The 18,701-nt window shown below is 46.9% G+C and carries 21 protein-coding genes; 6 read left to right on the forward strand and 15 right to left on the reverse strand.

Features of this window, described 5'->3' with window-relative positions; translation table 11 throughout:
- The first annotated feature begins 270 nt into the window (after window positions 1-270).
- On the forward strand, window positions 271-1,452 hold the full coding sequence (gene coaBC, locus CRG49_RS04225; protein ID WP_095502109.1) for a bifunctional phosphopantothenoylcysteine decarboxylase/phosphopantothenate--cysteine ligase CoaBC: 1,182 nt from the start codon (window positions 271-273) through the stop codon (window positions 1,450-1,452).
- Between the two features lie 65 nt (window positions 1,453-1,517).
- On the opposite strand, the gene CRG49_RS04230 is transcribed toward coaBC, so the two are convergent.
- From CRG49_RS04230 to rnc, 5 genes are all read right to left on the reverse strand, one after another.
- On the reverse strand, window positions 1,518-4,124 hold the full coding sequence (locus tag CRG49_RS04230) for a DEAD/DEAH box helicase family protein (protein WP_095502110.1): 2,607 nt from the start codon (window positions 4,122-4,124) through the stop codon (window positions 1,518-1,520).
- Window positions 4,125-4,136: 12 nt separating this feature from the next.
- A complete protein-coding gene (locus CRG49_RS04235) occupies window positions 4,137-6,146 on the reverse strand; it encodes a site-specific DNA-methyltransferase (RefSeq protein WP_095502111.1) in 2,010 nt (669 codons plus the stop codon).
- A gap of 240 nt (window positions 6,147-6,386) precedes the next feature.
- A complete protein-coding gene (era, locus tag CRG49_RS04240; protein WP_095502112.1) occupies window positions 6,387-7,316 on the reverse strand; it encodes a GTPase Era in 930 nt (309 codons plus the stop codon).
- Between the two features lie 261 nt (window positions 7,317-7,577).
- On the reverse strand, window positions 7,578-8,027 hold the full coding sequence (locus tag CRG49_RS04245) for a DUF2489 domain-containing protein (protein ID WP_095502113.1): 450 nt from the start codon (window positions 8,025-8,027) through the stop codon (window positions 7,578-7,580).
- A gap of 12 nt (window positions 8,028-8,039) precedes the next feature.
- Complete coding sequence (gene rnc, locus CRG49_RS04250; protein WP_095502114.1) at window positions 8,040-8,756, reverse strand: ribonuclease III; 717 nt, start codon at window positions 8,754-8,756, stop codon at window positions 8,040-8,042.
- Window positions 8,757-8,943: 187 nt separating this feature from the next.
- Between rnc and CRG49_RS04255 the strand changes: the two genes are divergently transcribed.
- The 3 genes from CRG49_RS04255 (at window position 8,944) to nusB (ending at window position 10,301) form a co-directional block, all read left to right on the forward strand.
- Window positions 8,944-9,267 carry a DUF2185 domain-containing protein gene (locus CRG49_RS04255; RefSeq protein ID WP_095502115.1) on the forward strand — a complete coding sequence of 108 codons (324 nt, stop codon included), beginning with the start codon at window positions 8,944-8,946 and terminating at the stop codon, window positions 9,265-9,267.
- Window positions 9,268-9,321: 54 nt separating this feature from the next.
- Complete coding sequence (ribH, locus tag CRG49_RS04260) at window positions 9,322-9,807, forward strand: 6,7-dimethyl-8-ribityllumazine synthase (protein ID WP_095502116.1); 486 nt, start codon at window positions 9,322-9,324, stop codon at window positions 9,805-9,807.
- Between the two features lie 68 nt (window positions 9,808-9,875).
- Window positions 9,876-10,301, forward strand: coding sequence for a transcription antitermination factor NusB (gene nusB / locus CRG49_RS04265; RefSeq protein WP_095502117.1), 426 nt, complete (start codon window positions 9,876-9,878; stop codon window positions 10,299-10,301).
- Between the two features lie 63 nt (window positions 10,302-10,364).
- On the opposite strand, the gene pyrC is transcribed toward nusB, so the two are convergent.
- From pyrC to CRG49_RS04280, 3 genes are read right to left on the reverse strand one after another with little or no spacing between them, the layout of a single operon-like run.
- Window positions 10,365-11,399 (reverse strand): dihydroorotase, encoded by a 1,035-nt coding sequence (pyrC, locus tag CRG49_RS04270; RefSeq protein ID WP_095502118.1) that lies wholly within the window; start codon window positions 11,397-11,399, stop codon window positions 10,365-10,367.
- A gap of 58 nt (window positions 11,400-11,457) precedes the next feature.
- A complete protein-coding gene (locus CRG49_RS04275) occupies window positions 11,458-12,048 on the reverse strand; it encodes a hypothetical protein (protein WP_095502119.1) in 591 nt (196 codons plus the stop codon).
- A 10-nt stretch (window positions 12,049-12,058) separates the two neighbouring features.
- Window positions 12,059-12,283, reverse strand: a complete 225-nt coding sequence (locus CRG49_RS04280; protein ID WP_095502120.1) for a sulfurtransferase TusA family protein — start codon at window positions 12,281-12,283, stop codon at window positions 12,059-12,061.
- Between the two features lie 106 nt (window positions 12,284-12,389).
- Between CRG49_RS04280 and CRG49_RS04285 the strand changes: the two genes are divergently transcribed.
- Both CRG49_RS04285 and cueR read left to right on the forward strand, forming a co-directional pair.
- Window positions 12,390-13,001 (forward strand): CNP1-like family protein, encoded by a 612-nt coding sequence (locus tag CRG49_RS04285; RefSeq protein WP_095502121.1) that lies wholly within the window; start codon window positions 12,390-12,392, stop codon window positions 12,999-13,001.
- 103 nt (window positions 13,002-13,104) lie between these two features.
- On the forward strand, window positions 13,105-13,518 hold the full coding sequence (cueR, locus tag CRG49_RS04290) for a Cu(I)-responsive transcriptional regulator (protein ID WP_095502122.1): 414 nt from the start codon (window positions 13,105-13,107) through the stop codon (window positions 13,516-13,518).
- A 94-nt stretch (window positions 13,519-13,612) separates the two neighbouring features.
- Here the strand turns inward: cueR and CRG49_RS04295 are convergent, their stop codons facing one another.
- The 7 genes from CRG49_RS04295 to lpdA all read right to left on the reverse strand — a co-directional run bounded on the left by CRG49_RS04295 (window position 13,613) and on the right by lpdA (window position 18,665).
- Window positions 13,613-14,719 carry a porin gene (locus CRG49_RS04295; protein ID WP_095502123.1) on the reverse strand — a complete coding sequence of 369 codons (1,107 nt, stop codon included), beginning with the start codon at window positions 14,717-14,719 and terminating at the stop codon, window positions 13,613-13,615.
- Window positions 14,720-14,817: 98 nt separating this feature from the next.
- Window positions 14,818-15,126, reverse strand: a complete 309-nt coding sequence (locus CRG49_RS04300; protein WP_095502124.1) for a hypothetical protein — start codon at window positions 15,124-15,126, stop codon at window positions 14,818-14,820.
- A 14-nt stretch (window positions 15,127-15,140) separates the two neighbouring features.
- Window positions 15,141-15,524 carry a phage holin family protein gene (locus CRG49_RS04305; protein ID WP_095502125.1) on the reverse strand — a complete coding sequence of 128 codons (384 nt, stop codon included), beginning with the start codon at window positions 15,522-15,524 and terminating at the stop codon, window positions 15,141-15,143.
- 89 nt (window positions 15,525-15,613) lie between these two features.
- Complete coding sequence (locus tag CRG49_RS04310; RefSeq protein ID WP_095502126.1) at window positions 15,614-16,048, reverse strand: YqjD family protein; 435 nt, start codon at window positions 16,046-16,048, stop codon at window positions 15,614-15,616.
- 258 nt (window positions 16,049-16,306) lie between these two features.
- Complete coding sequence (locus CRG49_RS04315; RefSeq protein WP_095502127.1) at window positions 16,307-16,594, reverse strand: hypothetical protein; 288 nt, start codon at window positions 16,592-16,594, stop codon at window positions 16,307-16,309.
- A 99-nt stretch (window positions 16,595-16,693) separates the two neighbouring features.
- On the reverse strand, window positions 16,694-17,161 hold the full coding sequence (locus CRG49_RS04320; protein ID WP_095502128.1) for a hypothetical protein: 468 nt from the start codon (window positions 17,159-17,161) through the stop codon (window positions 16,694-16,696).
- A gap of 73 nt (window positions 17,162-17,234) precedes the next feature.
- Window positions 17,235-18,665 (reverse strand): dihydrolipoyl dehydrogenase, encoded by a 1,431-nt coding sequence (gene lpdA / locus CRG49_RS04325; protein WP_095502129.1) that lies wholly within the window; start codon window positions 18,663-18,665, stop codon window positions 17,235-17,237.
- Window positions 18,666-18,701: the final 36 nt, after the last annotated feature.

The following is an 18,701-nucleotide window of genomic DNA, read 5'->3' on the forward strand; positions in this document are numbered from 1 at the left end:
TCAGCAGCGAAGAACCGAACTATACCCCTCTCCCCAGACACCGTCAACTCCAACAAACAACAAATTTCTACAAAATCCAACAAATCGCTGTTTTACAATAAAATTTAATTCTTACAAAATTACAAGAAAACTGACTCAACCGCTAAAAACTTATCAGCCTATATACAAAAGCCGTCTGAAATGAAGCTTTTCAGACGGCCTTATTCTATACTTCATGATATAGTGGCAACATTCTTTCTCTTTTTAATAATAGATACAAACTTCATTGATATGAGCAAACATATTCTACTGGGTATCAGCGGCGGCATTGCGGCTTATAAATCTTGCGAGCTGGTGCGTCTTTTGAAAAAACAGGGTCATAACGTGACTGTGGCCATGAGCCGTGCGGCGGCAGAATTTATTTCCCCACTTACTTTTCAGGCTTTAAGTGGCAATCCTGTGTTGACCGATACCCATAACGGGGAATCGGGCGGCAACGGCATGGCGCATATTAATTTAACGCGTGAAGCGGATGTATTTTTAATTGCACCTGCTACGGCCAACACTTTAGCCAAAATCGCCAACGGGATTGCCGATAATTTACTAACTAATTTGGCTGCGGCGCGCAAATGCCCTTTGGCCGTCGCGCCGGCGATGAATGTGGAAATGTGGTTTAACCCTGCCAATCAGCGCAATATCCGCCAACTGATTTCAGACGGCATTACCGTCTTCCAACCCAATAGCGGCGAACAGGCTTGCGGCGAAACCGGTGTCGGACGCATGCCGGAAGCAGTAGAGCTGGCTGATTTAATCCCCGATTTATGGTCATCCAAAGCCCTTGCCGGCAAAAAAATCCTGATGACTGCGGGTGCAACTTTTGAAGCCATCGATCCCGTTCGCGGAATTACCAATATTTCCAGCGGGCAAATGGGCATAGCATTGGCACGTGCTTGCCGCGCAGCCGGTGCAGAAGTCACCTTAATCTACGGTCAAATTCAGACGGCATTGCCTGCCGGTTTGCACCATATCCAGCAGGCAGTCAGCGCAGAAGCCATGTATCGAGCCGTTCATCAACAGATTCAGCAACAGGATGCCTTTATTTCCGTTGCCGCTGTGGCCGACTATAAAGTCAAAAACAGCAGTGAGCAAAAATTGAAAAAAGACGGCAGCGGCCAAGCACCGATTATCGAGCTTACCGAAAATCCCGATATTCTTGCTTCGGTGGCTGCGCTACCTCATCCGCCATTTTGTGTCGGTTTCGCCGCCGAAAGTGAAAACGTATTGGAATATGCCCGCACCAAACGCCTACGTAAAAACATTCCGATGATTGTTGCCAACCAAGTATCGCAAGCGATGGGCAAAGCCACCAATCAGATTACGATTATTGATGACGGACAAGAAACCACGTTCCCCGAAAGCAGCAAACAGCAGGCTGCCGAAGCGATTGTGAAGCGATTGGCTGAACTGATTTAACGGTTTTTAAATAAAAATGCCGTCTGAAACATTCCGATTTCGTTTTTTCAGACGGCATTTCGTAATCACAATTCACTTAGCTTTTCCACCACACGATAGTTTACCCCGTCAAACACGGCAAAATGCTTTTTCGCGCACGCAATTTTTTGCTGTTCTTTCAAATACAATTTATCCAAATCCACACCATCTTGAATGCCTTTGCCTGTGTTTTTGGTTTCGGCAACAAAGTAAACTTTGTCGTGATGATTCATCACAATCGCCCAATCGGGATTGTGATGGCCAATCGGCGTAGGGATTTTAAACCAACCGGGCAATTTGAAATACAAACGCACATCTTCATGGCTTTCACACTGTCGGGCAAACGTGTTTTCTGTGCCGGAATCCAGCGAAATATAATCCGAAAAAATCGTTTTATCGGCATTTCCAATGGCGAAAGTATGCTCATTTTTAAAAAATTCCGCGCCATTTTCTTCCAAATCGCACCAACGTGCCAAACTTTGCGTGTATGCCGTTTCATCTTTTTCAGGCTGCCTGAAATACTGAATGCCGTCAATCATCAAACTATGCAATGCCAGCAAAATTTTCTCACTGACCAAATCAATAAAACGCTGCGGATTATTGGCTAATTCATCAATCCGCTCGGATCTTTGGATAATCTCAAAAATCGTTTGGCGCGTGAGTTGCGTTTTGCGTTGGATTTCGTGCAACACATCGGGCATTTCCCAATCATTTTCCAGCGCATGATTTTGCGAATCAATTTCTTCGCCCCAAATGCCGTCTGTTTGCGTTTGATTGATTTTGGCTTTTTGCACAACTAATTGCGTTTTTTGAATGGGGGGCATTTTGCGAACCGATTCGAAGGCTGCCTGAATCAAATCTTCGCGTTCAAACATCACTTTATAATAAGTTTTGCAACACAATTTCTGCCAAATTGCCAAAAATTCAGGGTCTAGCGTAAAACCTTTGCGATACGTCTGCCGGGTTCTGTCGCTTGCCTTTTTCGCGCCACCGTTACCAAATTGGATACCGCATTCATCTTCATACTCTTTTTGCAGATTGGCGGCGAAACTTTCATAGCTTTCATTCGGAATCACGGTCAAAATATTCACGCCGTCATCGCGCACGCGCTCGCCTTGTTGATTGACCGCCAAACGCAAACCGCGCCCGATTTCCTGCCGTTTTTTAATCGGCGAACGCGTTTCGTTGAGCGTACAGATTTGAAACACATTCGGATTGTCCCAACCTTCTTTTAAAGCGGAATGCGAAAAAATAAAGCGCAATTTGCTGTCAAACGACAACAATTTTTCCTTATCTTTCATAATCAAATCATAAGTAGCTTCATCGGCTTTGCTGCTGCCGTTGGTGTCTTTGTCCTTGCCTTTGTCTTGCGAAAAATAGCCGTCATGCACACCGTCCGCGCTTTCGCCTGTTTCGCGCTCGTAAATTTCCGCAAACCAACGCGCAAATTTGCCGTTTTCACGATAATTCGCCACTTTATCAATAAAAAACAACGATAAAACCTTAATTCCTTTCGGATTTAAACGCTTCTCTTTTTTCAAATGCTCTTGAATCGTGCATTCCATCTGCTTTTTCATGATTTCATCGCGGATTAAATCATCGTCTTCGCCCAACGTGATGATTTGGCCGTTTGATAATGCCATTTCGCCCGATTCCGCATCTAAACTATTGACAATAAAACCGTGCCGATAACTTTCATTACCGCCTGATTTATCAAACAAATCATCGTCCTTCTTAACGCTAACCGTTTTTTTCTTGGTTTCTTTTTTATCCTGAACATGAAGTTCCACTTTGGCGGTTAATTTCTTCTTGCCCGCCACAAATTCTTTCAATACCACATACGCACCATTGACATCATTTTTTGCCAACACAGGTTCCACTTCAATCTGCTTCACCAATTTTTTGTTATAGGCTTGCACGGGATTTAAGCTGTAAATTTTGTGATACGGATTTTTATGCGTGGCGGAATAACGCAGCACAAACAAAGGGTTTAACGAATCAATCGCTTGTTTTGCCAAATCGGTTTCCATATTTTGCGGTTCGTCCACAATCACAATCGGCTGGGTTTGGCTGATTTGCAAAATGGGGGCTTCTCCACTTTCATTAGGAGTATTAATCACATTGTCTTTTTTATTGAATGCGTCAATATTCATAATCAAAACATCAATATGTGTGCCGGTGGCAAAGCTGCGCAAACGGTTCAAACGGTCGCTGCTGTACACCGAATGGGTGAAATGCACGCCGTCAAAGGCCGTCTGAAAATGTGCCGTCATCGCGCGAATGCTTTGCAACACGCCTTCACGAATCGGCACACTCGGCACGACAATCACAAATTTCCGCCAACCATATTGGCGGTTCAATTCAAAAATTGTCCGCAAATACACATAAGTTTTGCCCGTTCCCGTTTCCATTTCTACGGAAAAATTCAAGCCGTGTTCGCCGATTTGCGTTTCAGGTAGGCTGAAATTGTGTTGCACTTCGTTTAAATTTTTGCCGATTTCGTCCAACGGCAAAACGCGCCGATTGCCCACAACGGGCGAAAAATCCGATTGCAAAGCAAAGGTTTGCTCCTGATTGGGTTCGCCCTGAAACAAATGCACGACTGCGTTAACGGCTTCGTGCTGATAATCTAATTGTTCAAATTTCAATTCCATTTTGCACCACCGTTACAGCGTTTCAAAGTCAATATTGGCATCTTTAAACTGCAAGGCGGCATTGGTTTTCAGCGCGTCATCGCCTGCAAATGCTTTGTCCAGCACAAACACTTTTTTGGGCGATTGGGCACGCACTTCGTCCAACACCGCTTGATTGACGGTATCCAGCAACAACGCGGTTTTGCGCGTTTGCGCGGCATTGTTCAGCCAAACCACATGATCAACAAATTCAATGCTGTCCGTTAATTCAAAACCCAAGCGCAACATCAATTCATAAGCCATATTTTCAACGCTGGCGTGTTCATGGACGATATTTTGAAATTCTTCCAGCAAAGCCAATTGCTGCTGCTCGTTCAGGCTGCCTGAAAGCGGTCTGCGCCATTGTTTGAAATGGCTTTCGGTTAGTTTGAATACTTTGAAACCCGTGTCCACCGTAGGTCGGGCATGGATGCCCGACACCGCGCCCGCAGCAGTATCCGCATTTTCAGACGGCCTGTCTTGTCGGGCATCAATGCCCGACCTACGGATTTGCGCACCCGCACGGCGGATGCGCTCTTTGGCAATTTCGGCGATATTGGCGAAACCGGCTTTGCGCGCTTCGGAATTTTCATCGGTTTCTTCGGGTAACTGCACACAAATATAACGGCGGTTGCCGCCATCTTCGGCGTTGAGTTGCATCACGGCGTGGGCGGTTGTACCGCTGCCTGAAAAGAAGTCTAGGATTAGGTCGTTTGAATTTGAACCGATTTCAAGAAATAAATCTATTAGTGCTACTGGTTTAGGAAAATCAAAAAAACCTTTCCCAATTAAATCTTGTAATTCCTTTGTACCTTTATTTGAAATAAACTCTTTATCAAACAAGACAGTTTTTGCAGTTTGAGATAACTTACGTTCTTTTTGAAAAATACGAATTTCTCCGTCATTTCCTTTATATGCAAGCAAATTATGTTTTTCTTTTTCTGCCTTATCTCTCCCCCATCTCCAAACACTCTCTAAACCATCAATTATACTTGCTTCGACCTTTATAAAACCATTTTGAGAAACAGTAGAAACCTCCATAAATCCATTTTCATCTTGATTTTTAGTATTCACATAAAATGGATAGCGTAAGTTAGGTCGATTTTTTGAATTAAAGGCTTGTACATTTCTATTTCTTAAACCTTTTAAAGAAAATCCCCCTAATTTATCAGCATACTTATGCTCATTTCCTTCTGCTAAAATCTCATTTAAATTAAGACTATTTATATTTTTAGAATATACCAACACATAATCATGTGTTTTGGCAAAATAGCCGTATCTTCTACCCTCTGGTTTTACTATAACAACCAACTCCGCCACAAAATTCTCCGCCCCAAACACTTCATCGCAAAGCAATTTCAGTTGCGCCTGTTCGTTGTCGTCAATGCTGATAAAAATCACGCCGTCTTCGCGCAACAGCGTTTTCGCCAAATGCAGGCGCGGCAACATCATAGACAGCCAGTTGCTGTGATAATGTCCGTTGTCTTTGCTGTTTTTGCGCCACGCGCCGGCAAATGCGCCGTCGCGCAACAAATAGCCGTCTTGGTCTTTGTCGCCTACGCGTTTGGCGTATTCGTCACGGGTTTCGGCGAATTTGTCGGGATAGATAAAGCTGTCGTTGCCTGTGTTGTAGGGCGGGTCGATGTAAATCATTTTGACTTTGCCCGCGTAGGATTTTTGCAGAATTTTCAGGGCTTCCAAATTTTCCGCTTCGATAAATACGTTTTGCGTGTCGTGAAAATCCACGCTTTCGGCAATGCAGGGCGCAAGGGTGTTGAATGTGGGCGATTGCAAGGTGCGGTAGGCATCGGATTTGCCTGCCCAATTAAGTTGATAGCGTTCGTTTTGGGCGCAAAGATTGTCTTCGCCCAACGCTAATTTGAGTTTTTCAAAATCAATTTGGTTTTCGCTGAAGACTTCAGGAAAGAGGGATTTGAGTTTGGCAAGATTACCTTTTAATATCGTATTCGGGTTTTCAGCCGGGCAGTCTACCCCCCCCCGCAAATATTTTTAACTTCTTGATTATTCATAATATTTTCCTTAATTTTTTGATTTAAAATGCCGTATGGATTTGCGGGTAAACATACCCGACCTACGCGCTCTGTCTTGTTGTATTTAGCGGATAGGCATATCCGCCCTATGTGTGATGCCGTCTGAAAATTTTTCAGACGGCATAACTGGCATGGTTTTGCTTTATATTCAGTCGGTTGTGTCGGCGAAGCACGCCACCCTACACTTTTTTTCTTACAGCCCCAATTCGCGCAGGAAACGGATATCGTCCGCCCAGCCGGATTTGACTTTCGCCCACACTTTTAAAAACACTTTGGCATTAAAAAGTTTTTCCATGTCCAAGCGTGCTTCGGTAGAGATTTTTTTCAGGCGTTCGCCGCCTTTGCCGATGAGGATGGCTTTTTGGCTGTCTTTGTCGACCAATACGGCGATGTAGATGTTTAACATGCCGGTTTCGGTTTCTTCGAATTGTTCGACTTCGACGTTCATCGCGTAAGGCAATTCTTCGCCTAAGTAGCGGAACAGTTTTTCACGCACGATTTCCATGGCCAAGAAGCGGCTGGATTTGTCGGTGACCATGTCTTCGGGATACATGGGAATGCTTTCGGGCAGATACGGTTTGAGCTGCTCCAGCAGGTTGGCGATGCGTAAGCCGTGTTTGGCGCTGACGACTTCGTGGCCGGCAAATTCAAATTCGGCTTTCACTTCGTTAACAAAGGCTTCAAGCGCGTATTTGTCTTTGGCTTTGTCTTTATCGATTTTGTTCACCACCAGTACAACCGGCGTGTGTGACGGCAATTGTTTCATCACCACACGGTCGGCATCGGTAAAGCGCATGGCTTCTACCACAAACACCGCCACATCGACGCCGCTTAATGCTTCGGTGACGTTTTGGTTGAGGCGGTCATTTAAGGCGTTGCGGTGATTGATTTGAAAACCGGGGGTATCGACGAACACGAATTGTGCGGTGTCGTCGGTGTAGATGCCGGTCACGCGGTTGCGCGTGGTTTGGGCTTTTTTGCTGGTGATGCTGATTTTTTGGCCGATTAAGTGATTCATCAGGGTAGATTTGCCCACGTTCGGTCGGCCGACAATGGCCACGAAGCCGCAGCGGTAGTTTTCGCTACGCTGGGATTCGTTGTTTAAGAAGGTTTCGATGTCCATGTTTTTCTTTCGTATTTTTGGTTTTCAGACGGCCTGAGACTTTCGCACAACTTAATTTGAACCAAGTAAACTCTACTCGTCATTCCCGCGCAGGCGGGAATCCAGAACTTCAAATTACTGTAATAGCTAAATATTCCTGAAGCCGATAGGTCTGGATTCCCGCCTGCGCGGGAATGACGGTTTAAAGATTTCTAAAAATTTTCGAGTTCTGAAAGTTCTCGGCCTATTGATAAAAACAGGCCGTCTGAAAACTCTTTTAAATTATTGATTGGCCTGCTTCGGCAACCACGCTTCCACAGCTTGTCGCATATTCACGGCCTCTGCCACAATTTCGCTTTCCAACTCGGCTTCACTGCTTTCTCGGATGAGGTCTAACTTCATGCGCTCGTTGCGCTTGAGTTGTCGGCGTTCGGCCAAAATCGGCATATCGGCCACCACTTCATGTAGCTTGTTCATGGCCGGATATCTGCTGAAATCGAGTCCGGCTGATTCAATTAAAGGCTTTAGCCGCAACACGCCTTCGGATAAATTGCATTGTCCTTGCGCCATCGCCATAGCAATCAGATCTATGCTTTGAGCGAGTTTGCGACGGCGCTCGTCTTGGGCTTGTCCGGCTTGCTGTTTTTGGCGGTACACTTTCAACCATAAATAAGCGGCATACGCGGCCATGGCCACAATTACCAACACGCCGATTATTATCAAAACTTTCATACGGCCTCACCCTTATTTTTTGCGCTTGATCGGGAATGTTTGTTCCAACCATTTCAGTGCTTCGGCAGCGGCTTCCTGCTCGGCGGTTTTGCGGCTGGTGCCTTGGGCTTTGCAGATGAAACCGAGTTCGCCCAAATCGCAGGAAATCACAAACCGACTGTCGTTGGCTGTGCCGATTTGCTCTTCGATGCGGTATTTCGGCAAGGCCAAGCGGCGGGCTTGCAGGGCTTCTTGCAGCGTGGTTTTGTTGTCTTTGCCTTGATTTTTGAAATCGACGGACTTCACTCGGCTGGCAAACAAATGGCGCACCACCTTCTCCGCCGTGGCAAAATCGGCATCAAAGCTTACTGCGGCGAACATGGCTTCCATGGCATCGGCCAAGATGGAAGGCCGTCTGAAACCGCCGCTTTTGAGTTCGCCCGTGCCTAAATACAAGCCGTCACCGACATTCATTTCTAAAGCGATTTCAGCCAATACGCCTTCGTTGACCAAGTTGGCACGCAAGCGCGACAGCTCGCCTTCGGTCAATTTCGGAAAGGCATCAAACAACATTTTAGCGATGGTGTAATTCAAAATCGCATCGCCGACAAATTCAAAGCGCTCATTGTGTTTTGCGTTGAAACTGCGGTGGGTCAAGGCTTGCTGCAATAATTCGATACGGCTGAACGCATAACCCAAATGCTGCTGGATTCTTTGGTGCGCCTGCTGCTTCAATACATCGGATTTCATCGGTTTCCTTTATGCGCAGCCCGAATGGGTTTCCATACTCCGCTAAAAATATGCAAACACTTTAAGGCTGATTGTTTTTCAGACGGCCTATTGTAACATCAATCCCCACATTTCATGGGCGATAGCAAGTGCGAAAAACAGCCGAATCGTGTAAAATCCCCTCCACATCATTGAGAAGCCAAACCTTATGAATATTTTTGCCCAAGCCCTGCAAACCGCGCTCGACCGCTGCATCGCCACCAAAACCGTGACCGAGCAAGGCCAAGCCGTGGGCTTTTTATACCGCGAAGAACCGGTGTTTGAAAACGACAGCGGCTGGCGTTTTTTCACCGGTGAAGAAAGCGACGAATACACCGACAATCCGGATAATTTCACCGTGTGCAGCATGTCGGACATCACCAAAAACAACCCCGACATCGTCGCCCTGCTTACACAGCCGCAAGGCAGCGCATGGGAATTGAACGAAGACGGCGAATTTCAAGCCGTTGCCGATTGGCAGCCTAAAGATTAATTGTTCAGACGGCTCTATTTCATGCCGTCTGAAACCACTTTTAAAGGATTAAACATGAACATCATCGAACCCGTTTTAGACGGCAAACAACTGCGCATCGGCATCGTGCAAGCGCGTTTCACCAACGAAATCGGCGGTGAAATGCTGAAAGTCTGCTGCCGCACGCTGCAAGAATTGGGCGTGGCCGACGGCAACATCACCATCGCAACCGTACCCGGCGCGCTGGAAGTGCCGATTGCCTTGATGAACCTCGCTTCATCCGAGCAATTCGATGCCCTGATCGCCATCGGCGTGGTGATTCGCGGCGAAACCTACCATTTTGAATTGGTGTCGAACGAATCCGGCTCCGGCGTGACCCGTGTCGGCTTGGATTACAACATCCCGATTGCCAACGCCATTCTCACCACCGAAAACGACGAACAAGCCGTTGCCCGCATTGAAGAAAAAGCATCTGATGCCGCCAAAGTTGCCGTAGAAATGGCCAACTTGGTGAACCGTTTGCTCGAAAACCAATTCGACGCAGAAGAAGACGAAGAATAATCTGACGCTTTGTTTCAGACGGCCTGTCACCGATCAGGCCGTCTGAAACCTTTTATAAGGACATCCCCATGAAAACACCACGCCGCCGCGCCCGCGAGCTTGCGGTACAAGCGCTGTACCAATCCAACATCAACAACACCGCCGCCCCTGAAGTGGCCAAAAACATTCAAGACCTGCCCGACTTTGAAAAAGCAGACCAAGAATTGTTCACCAAATTATTCTTCGGCACCAAAACCAACGCCGCCGAATACATGGAACGCATCCGCCCGCTGCTAGACCGCGACGAAAAAGACTTAAGCCCGATCGAACGCGCCGTATTGCTGATGGCCTGCCACGAATTATCCGGCATGCCGGAAACGCCGTATCCGGTCATCATCAATGAAGCGATTGAAGTCACCAAAACCTTTGGCGGCACCGACGGCCACAAATTCGTCAACGGCCTTCTCGACCGCTTGGCCGTGCAATTGCGTCCGGATGATCCGAAACGCGGTTAATTGTTTAGTGTATAAAAAATGCCGTCTGAAAAGTTTCAGACGGCATTTTTGTTTGTCTATCAATCAATATTGCACCGACCAAGCCACGGTTTGGCCTGCGCGCATCGGCACCAATACTTCATCACCGTAAGGCACGTTTTCAGGAACAGTTTGCTCCTGTTTGACTAAAGTGATGGTGCGCTTGTTTTCCGGCAAGCCGTAGAAACGTGCGCCGTTTTTAGAGGCGAAAGCTTCGAGTTTATCAAGCGCACCGGCATTTTCAAACACTTCGGCGTAAAGCTCGATGGCAGTCATGGCGCTGAACATACCGGCGCAGCCGCAAGCATTTTCTTTGGCGGATTTGGCGTGTGGCGCTGAATCGGTACCCAAGAAGAATTTATGTGCTTTGTCACCGGTAACGGCGGCAACCAAGGCTTGGCGGTGGGTTTCGCGTTTCAACACCGGCAAACAGAAATGGTGCGGATGCACGCCGCCGACCAGCAAATCGTTGCGGTTGAGCAGTAGATGTTGCGGGGTCACGCTGGCCGCTACGTTGTCGCCGGCTTCCAGTACTAAGCGGGCGGCATCGGCAGTGGTGATGTGTTCAAACACCACTTTCAAATCGGGAACCTGCTGCAAAACGGGCTTCATCACGCGCTCGATAAAGGTGGCTTCACGGTCAAAAATATCGATTTCGGCATCGGTGACTTCGCCATGCACCAAGAAACGCATGTCTTGCGCCGCCATTTCCTGCAACACGGGAATCAGTTTGAACAAATCGGTTACGCCGGAATCGGAATTGGTAGTGGCACCGGCCGGATACAGTTTGAAGGCCACAATGCCGGCGGCTTTGGCTTCGCGCACCAACTCAGGCGTGGATTTGTCGGTGAGATATAGCGTCATCAACGGCTCGAAAGTGCTGCCTTCAGGCAAGGCATCGAGAATGCGCTGTTTGTAGGCCAAGGCATCGGCCACGCTGACCACCGGCGGTTTCAAGTTGGGCATAATCACGGCACGACCCATTTGGCGGGCGGTAAAAGGGGCTACGGCTTTCAGTGCATCGCCGTCGCGCAGGTGCAAATGCATGTCGTCCGGCTGGATAATGGTCAGGGTTTGCATGATGGTTTCCTTTTGGTTGTTCGGTTTCAGACGGCCTTTGGTTCAGGCCGTCTGAAAATCAGTTCGTTTGGTTCAATACGGGTTTGGAATGATAAATCTGATGGGTGAAATATAATGCGGCTTGTGTGGGCAACTGCTCCGATGGCGATGTATTGGCCGTCAGCACCCATTCTTCCGGGCTGCCTGATTCGCGCCACGCATAAGAAAGCTGGCGGAAAGGAAACGGCAACTGGGTGGATTTTTCAGAACGCAGTTCATGGTTCAAGCCCTGCGGCGCTTGCTCGACCAATTGCATAAATTGCTGGCGCACCATGTTTTCATCGGCTTTTTCGGTTTTGATGCTGCAGCTTTCCGGCGCGAGGCTGAGATAATAGGCCACTTCATTTTTCTCAAGCTTCCAAACAGCGTTCCAGTCAAGCTCCATCATACCGAACGGCAGCTTTTTAATATCGTCTTCAGTCATGGCTTGCGCATTTTGTGCGGCCGCCCACGCGGCCACTCGAGCCGGCTCCCCACGCAAGGACACACAGGATTCATTAAAAAGCTTCACCGCTTCTTGCGCGCGCTCTTCTTTTTGCTTGGGTGACAATTCCTCGCCCCCACAAGCGGCCAACATCAATAACGCGGCACACAATAAGGTTTTCTGCATTTCAGACGGCCTATTTGTGTTTGACCACTAAGGTAAACACCCCTTCGTTTTCAGTTGACTCCAATAAAACATGGCCGGTTTGGCGGCAAAAGGCTTCAAAGTCGCCCGGTGCGCCCGGGTCAGTGGCCAATACGGTCAAGACTTCATCGGTTTGCATTTGTGCCAAGGCTTTTTTGGCACGCAAAATCGGCATCGGGCATTTCAAGCCGGTCACGTCTAAGGTTTGGGTCATGATGGTTTGCGTTTAATCTGGTTAAATATTAGGTTAATTATACCTGACTTGCTTGCACCTGTGCTTTTGAAACCCTAAAATGCAGAATATTTTCATCATGGAGAGCGTTATGCGCCGCATCAGTTTGCTGGTTATGGCCTTGGCCGCCACTTCCGCTTTTGCCCTGCCCACAAGCGACAAAGACAGCTTGGTCAACAGCCGCTACCAAGAAAGCGCGCAAGAAAAAGCCGCCCGCGAATTTAAAGAAGCCGAAGCCGATTTACCTGCCCTGCCGGACACTAAATCAGGCGATTGGTTTGATATTTATGTGAGTGAAACCTATGCCAAGCAGCCGAAAATTTTATTGAGCAGCCTGCAAATCATGCCTTCGCCCGACACCAGCATCCGCTATATTTTGAACACGCAGTCTTCGCAAGGTTACGATAACCTGACCGCCGAAGGCATTTTCTGCGCCCGTTCCAGCTTTAATTATGGTGGCGACAAACGATCTTCGTATAAAGTATTCGGCTATGGCGATCCGATAAACAACCGCTGGATTAAACCGCGCAATGCGGATTGGAAGCCGATGGGCGGTGCGATAAGCCGCAACGACGAATTGCACAGCGTGCTTTATAACGCATTCTGTGTTGATGGCGCGCCGAATACGGTAGAAGGACTGATTGAGCGCTTGCAACAACGCGCCGGCCGCCACAAACCAAGTTTGGTTAATACCAATAAATAAACTAAATAGGCCGTCTGAAAGACTTCTACTTTCAGACGGCTTTTCACTTTGATTTTTTTCAGATGGCCTCATATCAAGTCTAAACACTTGAAGGATCCCCCCCATGAACATCAGCGAAATCGCCAAACGCTCGGGTTTGAGCAGCAAAATGATTCGTGATTATGAAAAAATCGGCTTGATTCCGGCTGCCGGACGCAGTGAATCGGGCTACCGCCAATATCAGGAAAAAGATTTAGATACGCTGATGTTTATCAAACACGCGCGTGATGTTGATTTTTCATTGGCGCAAATCGAGACTTTATTACAGCTCAAACATAATCCGCAACGCACCAGCGCACAAGTGAAGCAATTAGTGGCGGAACATATTGCCACGCTTCAGGAAAAAATCAGCCGCCTGCAAAGCATGACCGCTACGCTGCAATCTTGGCACGATTGCTGCCAAGGCAATGATGAGCCTGAATGTGCGATTATTGAGCAGCTTTCGGAAAATACGGTTAAAACATCTTGTCATGGCTGATTCAGACGGCCTGAAAAATCATTACTTTTTTATAGCCAATAAAAATACAAAAACCTGCCTAAATAGCTCAGGCAGGTTTGTTTCATGCGCAATCTTAGAAGCGGTGATGCAAGCCCAAAGATGCGGCTGCTTGTTCTACTTTGCCTTTATTTGTTGCGGTTAAGCGTGTTTTATTGCCTACGCGCAGGTAGCCGACTTGGCCGCGTGCAGAAGTGCGTTTGCTGAAGCGGTAATCACCGCCAACAATCACTTGGTCGAATTTATCCACCAATTTTTCGCCGCTATCCACGCCTTTAGCCGGCCAGCCGTGTGCGTAGGTAATGCGCGGACGCCAGTTGCCAAAGTTGTAGCCTGCGGTTACTGCGGCATCAATCACTTTTACAGCTTCTTCTTTACCGGCATCGGCAGTAATGTCGCTACCGTTGTAGGTATTGAAACCATCGGTGAAGTTAGCCAGATAAGTGTTGGCACTTTCGTTGGCTTTGGCATATTGTGCACCTAAGCCCAAGAATACATTATTAGCATCGTAAGCAGTTTCCAAGCGAACGATGTGGCCGTCTTCGGTGCCGACACGGTTTTTACGTAAGTTATAAGCCAGCTTGGTAAAGAATTCAGGATTGCTGTAGCTTACGCCTGCAGTGTATTGATCGCGGCCTGCTTCGGCATGGGTGTATTTGTCTTCAGGGTTTTGGTTATCGCGCGGAGAATATTGCGCATTGAATTGGAAACCTGATAACGATGGGCTATCGTAACGAACCGATACATTGCGCGAACCGGTGCGGGTAAACACGCCCAAACCTGTAGCGGTATGGCTCCACATCCAGGTATCGATGGTATCCATTTCGTTGAGCATATTATTCAAATTACCGGCGCGCAACTTACCGAAGCTGCCTTCCACACCGATAAATGAATCACGATTGCCCCATTTTTGGCTGTTGCTTTGACCCAAAATCGAAGCACGTTGTTCCAACTGCCAAATCGCAGTCAAATCATCGCTTAATTTTTCTTTGCCTTTGAAACCGATGCGTGACGTATTGTCGTTAATACGGGTTGAGGTTGCGCTTTTTTCAGTGCCGGAATCGCCTTTGATTTTAACTTGGCTGGTGCTGACGCTGCTTTTGATTTGACCGTATAAGGTCACATCGGCATAAACGCCGCATGAAAATGCGGCGCAAGTGAGTGCGAGGATGGTTTTTTGCATGGTGAGAATCTCCCTTTTCAAAAATATGGTTAAACCAACCCTGCTATCTTAATAAATTTTCACTTTAAAGACAATATTTTTTAAAACGATAGGCGTTTTTATTTATTTTGACTTTGCTTTAAATGATTTTGCCACGCTTGTAGAGCAAACAGGGCAAATATAGCGCCATAGCGGTAAGGCTTGGGCAACGGTAAATGCGATGTTTTTGACAACAAGCTGGTCGATGATGTGGCAAAGCTGCTGCCAAAATCAGCCAAGCGGTAGAGCATGGCTTCATTTTCAGCCGATTTTTGCGCACGGATTTCTTTGAGTTTGCGTTGTTTCAAATAAGAAGCAGCCACTTTCAAGCGCGCCAGTTTGATTTCCAATTCCAGCAGTTCGCGGGTTTCTTTTTGTTGTTGGTTCATGGGGATTCTCCTTGTTATTCTTCGTTGATTTGACCACGCAGGTAGGCAATATCGGCTTGAATGTCTTTTAATGTATTGCCGATGCGGTTGTTTTGTCCTTTCCAGCTGCCGATAATGCGGGCGCAGGCAATGACGATAATCAACAGGCTCAAGCCGGTGATGCCGAAAAATGTCCAAATTGCTTGCTGATCGGTCAATACGCGATTTAAACCGAATAACAAACTAATCAACGCTACCAACAGCAATATGGCTGAAATCACCAACCAAATCACGCTGCGCACGGCATTGCCCGCTTGTGTGGCTAAATCCAGATTCAGCAACTGCAGGCGCAGCATCAATAAATCGATACCTTGGTTGAATAGTAATTTGGTATGCTGGATATTCTCTTTGAGATTCATTTCTCTTCCCTTTCTCAACTTTATTCTGTTTCAAGCGTGTGAAATAGAAAGGCCGTCTGAAACCTTTCAGACGGCCTATTCATTCGCAATTAGCGGCGGTTCAGCAATACACCGACCACCAGACCGGCTAATGCGGCAAAGCCCATTGCGTAATAAGGTTTATCGCGTACGGCTTCATCAGCTTGTTGGGCGTGGTGTTTCACACGTTCGCCGGCTTCGGCTTCAAATTCTGCAAAGCGTTTTTTGCCTTCTTTGAAACGCTCGCTTGCTTCAGCTTCAAATTCAGCGTATTTGTCGCGTGCTTGTTCGGCATGGTGACGCAAACGCTCGGCAGCTTCAGCTTCAAATTTGGTCAGGCGGTCTTTAGCAGCATCCAATTTTTCTTGCAATTTTGCTTTGGCCTCTTTGGCTTCTTCAGTCGTTGCTTCCGCACCTGCATTGTACAAATCTTCTACATCATTCATTACTTCACGAATATCTTTCAACAGAGCTTCTTTTCGAGTTTCATAATCATGTTTTTTCATTGTTACGCTCCTTTGCGTGTTCGTTTGATGTGCTTTCAGTATAGTGATGATTACATCGACTTACAAGACAATTTCCATAAAGATAATTTGAATTCTTGTAAAGATTGTTAGATTTTGAATGATTCAAATTTACTGTGAAAAGTTTTTAAAATGATTTAGTGAACTTAACTGAAATCCGCTATTCTGTTGTGCGCTTTAAAATAGATTGATTGAAATAGGCCGTCTGAAATCCGTATTTCATGACGGCCTTGCAGATTCTTAGCGATTAAAAGGCAGCCACACACGCGCTAAAACATACATTAATGCTCCACCTGCTCCTAATATAAAAAACACCACGCCTTTTTTACGCGCATTCGGACACAGCCAATACACCGCCAAACTAAAACTCAAAAACAACACCGCCACGCGCCAGACCAAGGCTTTATCTTTATAGCGGTTGAGCGTATAGGTTTCGGTCATCATCACATACAGCTGAAAAACTGCGGCCACACACATCAATATAATGCCGGTCGGTAAGAAAATCAGCCCGAGTAATTCTTTATTCATCACTTTAATGCCGTCTGAAAAATCAATATGCCATTATAGAAAATTTTGCCATGCCCTGCTTTATTGGTTTGGCCGAGTAAGGCCGTCTGAAAAAGTGATTTATTTTAAGAATCGACGCTGCAAACGGTTTTCCCATTCATCGGTATAAGGCTTAAAATAATGCGGCGAAATACGGTTTAACTTCATATCCAAATCGTCCCAACATTCATAGTTCTGAATTTCCTTACCGGTTTGGCTGGAGGTAATCGTCACGCTGGCATCGCCATTATGAAATTGCGCCATCTCATAAATGTATTTTCCCGATTCAAAACTGAGCGCTTCTGAATTGGAGGTGTAGGCAAAATAGGCAGAATCCGCTGCAGCCTCTGCCATATATTTTCCGGCATGAAACGACAATACATAACCATTTGCTTGGCGCAAACTTTTCAGGCTGATTTTTTCGCCGGCTTTGGTCTGGCATAAAAATAATGTCAGGTTGTGGCTGAGAGTTAAATTTTGATTTGCCCATGCAGATTGCACCATGCTCATGGAAAACAATACACACATGGCTAATTTTATCAGTTTCATTATCTCATTCCCCATTACTCATTAAAAATGCCGTCTGAAACGTTTTCAGACGGCATTTCAAACACTTCAGCAATTAGCCGTGCAAAGCGCGCTTGTCGGCAGCCAATGCCGCCTCATGCAACACTTCCGACAAGGTCGGGTGGGCATGGATGATGCGGGCGATGTCTTCGCTGCTGGCTGAGAATTCCAAGCTGGTCACGCCTTCAGATACCAATTCGCTCACTACTGGGCCAATCATGTGTACGCCCAAAATGCGGTCGGTTTTGGCGCAAGCCAATACTTTGATGGTGCCTTTAGCTTTGCCCATGGCCAATGCGCGACCATTGGCGCCAAAGCCTGAAGTGCCTTTTTTGTAGTCAACGCCTTCAGCTTTCAATTGCTCTTCGGTTTTGCCTACCCAAGCAATTTCAGGATCGGTATAAATCACGAATGGCACGTTATTGAAATCGATATGTGGTTTTTGACCGGCAATGCGTTCAGCCACGGCCACGCCTTCATCGCTGGCTTTGTGTGCCAACATCGGGCCGCGCACCACGTCACCAATTGCCCAAACGTTTGGCAGGTTGGTTTTGCAATCGCCATCTACTTTGATGAAACCGCGCTCATCTTTTTCCAAGCCCACAGCTTCAACATTCAAACCATTGGTGTTCGGAATGCGACCAATGGCCACGATCAATTTATCAAAGGTTTCGGTTTTGGCTTCGCCTTGAGCAGTTTCGTATTGAACGGTCACGCCTTTTTCGGCTTTAATATCGCCGATTTTCACGCCCAATTCAATTTCTAAGCCTTGTTCTTTGGTGAAGAATTTGAACGCTTCTTTGGCAATTTGCTGGTCGGCAGCAGCCAAGAAAGTCGGCGCAGCTTCCAAGATCGTCACTTCCGAGCCCACACGCTTCCATACCGAGCCCATTTCCAAGCCGATCACGCCGGAACCGATTACACCCAATTTAGCCGGTACTTCAGTCAGGTTCAAAGCACCTTCGTTGTCCAATACATTCACGTTATCAATGGCAATTTGTGGCAACGGACGTGGCACAGAACCGGTCGCCACAATCACGTGTTTGGCTTCAACAACGGTTTTTTCGCCTTTGTTGTCCACTTCGATTTGGTACAAATCGCCGTTTTTACCTTTGAACGAACCCAAGCCAAACAAGCTGTCGACTTTATTCTTTTGGAACAGGAATTTCACGCCGCGGGTCAATTTATTCACGATACCGTCTTTGCGCTCAATCATCTTAGCGGCATCAAACTTGATGTCGCCCACAGTAATGCCGTGTTCGGCAAAATCATGTTGCGCAGCATGAAAATGCTCTGAAGATTGCAACAAAGCTTTTGATGGGATGCAACCTACGTTCAAGCAAGTGCCGCCCAAGGCAGGTGCATCACCTGCTTTGTTCACGCCTGCATCGATACAGGCTGTTTTGAAACCTAATTGTGCAGCGCGGATGGCAGCAACATAACCGCCAGGGCCCGCACCGATAACTACTACATCATATTGTGACATTTGAAATCCTTTGTCCTTCAAAAAGAATGTGCTGAA

The sequence above is a fragment of the Neisseria sp. N95_16 genome, assembly GCF_002551535.2.
GTDB classification, from domain to species: domain Bacteria; phylum Pseudomonadota; class Gammaproteobacteria; order Burkholderiales; family Neisseriaceae; genus Neisseria; species Neisseria brasiliensis.